At 73.1% G+C, this 4,122-nt stretch carries 4 protein-coding genes and 1 tRNA gene; 3 read left to right on the forward strand and 2 right to left on the reverse strand.

The window, feature by feature from the left end; genetic code table 11:
* Position 1: 1 nt before the first annotated feature.
* Positions 2 to 84: transfer RNA gene (locus tag PLL68_RS10460), tRNA-Leu, on the reverse strand.
* Positions 85 to 214: 130 nt separating this feature from the next.
* Positions 215 to 1,234: a pirin family protein gene (locus tag PLL68_RS10465; RefSeq protein ID WP_324533832.1), complete on the reverse strand. Its 1,020-nt coding sequence runs from the start codon at positions 1,232 to 1,234 to the stop codon at positions 215 to 217.
* Positions 1,235 to 1,330: 96 nt separating this feature from the next.
* Here PLL68_RS10465 and PLL68_RS10470 point away from each other — a divergent pair, with 96 nt between their 5' ends.
* The 3 genes from PLL68_RS10470 to PLL68_RS10480 all read left to right on the forward strand — a co-directional run.
* Positions 1,331 to 2,227 (forward strand): FHA domain-containing protein, encoded by an 897-nt coding sequence (locus tag PLL68_RS10470; RefSeq protein ID WP_324533834.1) that lies wholly within the window; start codon positions 1,331 to 1,333, stop codon positions 2,225 to 2,227.
* A gap of 7 nt (positions 2,228 to 2,234) precedes the next feature.
* Positions 2,235 to 2,798: an FHA domain-containing protein FhaB/FipA gene (locus PLL68_RS10475; RefSeq protein ID WP_324533836.1), complete on the forward strand. Its 564-nt coding sequence runs from the start codon at positions 2,235 to 2,237 to the stop codon at positions 2,796 to 2,798.
* 3 nt (positions 2,799 to 2,801) lie between these two features.
* On the forward strand, positions 2,802 to 4,122 hold a 1,321-nt coding region (locus PLL68_RS10480; RefSeq protein WP_324533838.1), incomplete at its 3' end, for a PP2C family protein-serine/threonine phosphatase.

A 4,122-nucleotide genomic window follows, 5' to 3' on the forward strand; every position in this document is an offset into this window, starting at 1 on the left:
GTGCGCAAGGGGGGATTTGAACCCCCACGCCCTTTCGGACACTGGCACCTGAAGCCAGCGCGTCTGCCGTTCCGCCACTTGCGCGTGGTGCTCATGCGAGCAGACACAGTGTGCCCGATGAAGGGCCGATGCTCCAAAGCGGCCCCGCCATTGACGGCCCAACCACGCCCGGGTCCGCCCGTGCGCCGAGGCGACAGGAGGGCCAAGAGCGCGCTCAGCCGCGCGATCGGCCCCCCGCTGAACGGTTGCCCCGAGACCGCAGCCGCACCCCGGGCAGCCCGGGCGCCGGGATCCGCGACACCTCACCGACATAACCCTGCACCGACCCGAAGCGCCCCACGGATGCCCCCGGCACGCCCGACGCCTCCCACTCCTCGCGGGCCGCCACGACCTCGTCGTGCGAGCGCCCGATGAAGTTCCACCACATGACGACCTCCTCGGCGAACGGCTCGCCCCCGAGCACCACCACCCGCGCGCCGTCCGAACCAGCCTCCAGCGCAAGGGAACCCGGATGCCGTGGCGCACCCCCGGCATCCGACTCACCGACCCGCCCAGAACCGCCACCACAGTCGCTTGCCTCGACCACCCCGAGCTCACCGCGCGCCAGGCGCTGCCCCTCGAACACCACCGAGCCAGAGTCGACGAGCACCCCCAGCTCGAACCCGGCATCCACCGGCACGTCCACGACGGCACCGGGCTCCAGCGCGACCTCCGCCCCGACCAGCGGCGTCTCCACCAAAACGGGCGACGTCGACCCGAACAGCGACCCCACGAACACCGACGCCGAAACCCCCGGCGCCACCGAAACCACAGCAGGCACGTGGTGCTCGAAGCGCGGCTCGCACCCGGCCGACTCCGCCGGAAGCACCACCCACAGCTGCACCCCGTGCAAAACAGCCGTCCCAGCCGTCGACACCTCCGAGTGCGAGATGCCGCGCCCGGCCGTCATGAGGTTGACCTCCCCCGGGCGCACGGTCGCGACCGTCCCGAGCGAGTCGCGGTGCTCGACCTCACCGGTGAACAGCCACGACACCGTCGCCAGTCCGCAGTGCGGGTGCGGCGCGACGTCCATGCCCCCGGTCACCTCGACGTCATCGGGCCCGTAGTGGTCGACGAAGCACCAGGCGCCGACGAACGAGCGCTCCCTGGCGGGCAGCGTGCGCCGCACCGTCATCGACCGCAGCCCCCCGAGGGGCACCTCGCGGGGCACGATCACCTGCACGCCGTCGTTCATCCGTCCACGGTACGGGGCCGCGCTGTCGGAGATCTCCCAGCCGTGACGGATAGGCTGACAAATCGACCGTCCCCAAAACCGTGCAGGAGGTGCTCCGTGGGTCTGTTCGATCGACTCGAGGCCGGCATCGAGCGCGCCGTGCAGGGCACGTTCGCAAAGCACCTGCGCTCGGCCGTGCACCCGGTCGAGATCGCCAGCACGATCCGCCGCGCCATGGACGACCGCGCCGTGAGCAGCTCGGGCCGGGCCATCGTGCCGAACGTCTTCACGGTCGAGCTCTCCCCCGGCGACTACGACCGGCTGCACCCCGACCTGGCCGACGTCGAGATGGATCTCGTCGCCGCCGCCGAGGAGCACTGCGAGGGGCAGCGCTACCAGCCCGCCGGCCCGTTCGACATCATCTTCGAGGAGCACGACGACCTCGAGACCGGGGTCTTCCGCATCCGCCCGTCCAAGGCGTCGCGCCCCCGGGCGACCGGCACCACCGGCTCGGAGCGCGCGGTGCACCGGCCGAGCACGCCGGATGCCGCTGGCCCACCTCCCGCTCACGTCGCGCCGCGCGCCGCGGTCCCGCCCCCGGCGGCTCCGCCTGCACCCGCTGCGCCGGTCGCTCGCGCACCGCGGGCACCCGTCGCCCGCGAGCCCGAACCCACTCCGGCACCGCCGGTCGCCGCGGCTCCGCGGCGGGTCAACCCGGCCGACCGCCCCTGGCTCGACGTCGACGGCGAGCGCTACCCGCTCATGGGGGCCATCACGATCCTCGGCCGTGACGACGTCGCCGACATCATCCTCGACGACCCGGGCATCTCCCGCCGGCACAGCGAGCTTCGCGTCACGACCGACGGCCCGCGCTTCGTGACGACGATCCGCGACCTCGGCTCGACGAACGGCACCTACGTCAACGGCGAGCGCATCACGAGCGAACACCTCCAGGACGGCGACCGCATCACCGTGGGCCGCACGTCGATCACGTTCCGTGGTGGGCGGAGGTGACGTCGGCGTGCTGAGCGAGCTGACCATCACCCTCATGCGGCTCGGCCTGCTCGTGCTGCTGTGGTTCTTCGTGTTCGCCATCGTCGGCGTCCTGCGCGGTGACCTGTACGGCACGCGCGTCGGCCGGCGCTCCTCGGGCAGGGCCAAGGCCGCGAAGCCGGCCAAGCCCGCACCCGTTGCGGTGGCGGCCGGCCCTGCAGCCGGGGGCGCGGTCGTCCCAGCACCGGCCCCGGCCCCCGCTCGAGGCGGGCGCTTCGGCCGTCGCGGTGGCGGCAAGGGCCCGACCCGGCTCACGGTGACGGCCGGGCAGCTCGCCGGCACGACCCTGCCGCTGCGCCCAGCCGGCACCCTCATCGGTCGCAGCCCCGAGTGCGCCCTCGTGCTCGACGACGACTACGTCTCGGGCCGCCACGCCCGCATCTTCCAGGCCGACGACGGCACGTGGCAGGTCGAGGACCTCCGCTCGACCAACGGCACGTTCCTCGGCGCGAACCGCCTGACCGAGCCGCGCGAGGTCGCCGTCGGCAGCGTGCTGCGGATCGGCCAGACCGTCGTCGAACTGCAGAGGTGACGGATGCCGTTCGCCTTCCACTACGCCGCCCGCTCGGACGTCGGCATGGTCCGGTCCAACAACGAGGACTCCGCCTACGCCGGGCCGCACCTGCTCGCCCTCGCCGACGGCATGGGCGGTCACGCGGGCGGTGACGTCGCGAGCTCGACGGTGATCGCCGGGCTGGTCTCCCTCGACGACGAGGCCCTCAGCGGGCGCGACCTCAGTGAGGCCCTGCTGGCCCGCATCCTGTCCGCGAACGCCGACATCGGCAACGAGGTGCGCTCCGAGCCGCGCCTGGACGGCATGGGCACCACCCTCATCGCGATGCTGCGCTCGGGCGACAAGATCGTCCTGGCCCACATCGGTGACTCGCGAGCCTTCATGGTGCGCGATGGGGTCGTCACCCAGGTCACCAAGGACCACTCCTTCGTGCAGACCCTCGTCGACGAGGGGCGGATCACCGCCGAGGAGGCCCAGACCCACCCGCAGCGCTCGCTCGTGACCCGGGTGCTGACCGGGTCCGTCGACGACGAGCCCGACCTCGTCGTGCGTCAGGGCCGCATCGGCGACCGCTACCTGCTGGCCTCCGACGGCCTCACCGACTACGTCGCCCGCGACACCATCCACGAGGTGCTGACGGCGCCCGGGAGCCCGGCTGACTGCGCCGACCGGCTCGTGGCCCTCGCCCTGCGCGCCGGCGCCCCGGACAACGTGACGGTGATCGTCAGCGACATCGTCGACGGCACCACCGACTCGGCGCCCCCGACCCAGCCGCAGGTCGTCGGCGCGGCAGCGGTGCGCGAGAAGGGCACCCGGCCGATGCCGACGACGCCCGCCGCGAAGGCGGCGGCGCTGACCCAGGAGGCGACGCGAGCGGCATCCGGAAGCGGTGGCGAGCCCGACGCCGGGGGTGACGGTGTCACCCTCGCCGAGGAGGGTCCGCGCTCGCGCGGGGGCACCGTCCTGCGGCTGCTGGCCCTGGTGGTCGTGTCGGCGGTCGTGCTCGCGGGCGGGTCGTATGCCGCGTACGCCTGGTCCCAGCAGCAGTACCACCTCAGCGGGAACGACGGCGTCGTCACGGTCTACCAAGGGGTGAACCAGACGCTGGGGCCGATCTCGTTGTCGCGCCCCCTCTACACGACGACCATCGCGGTCGACGACCTGCCTCCCTCGTACCAGAGCAGCCTCGAGCAGGGCATCGACGTCGACGACCGCGCCGCTGCCGACGCCCGGGTCGAGGATCTGCGCCTGCAGGCCACGGCCTGCCGGTGGGCCCGCCTGAACGGCGAGGAGTGCCGCACGGTGCCGTCGACGTGGACGCCGCCGAGCCCCACACCGACCC

The sequence above is a fragment of the Ornithinibacter sp. genome (genome assembly GCF_035443565.1).
Lineage (GTDB): Bacteria > Actinomycetota > Actinomycetes > Actinomycetales > Dermatophilaceae > Fodinibacter.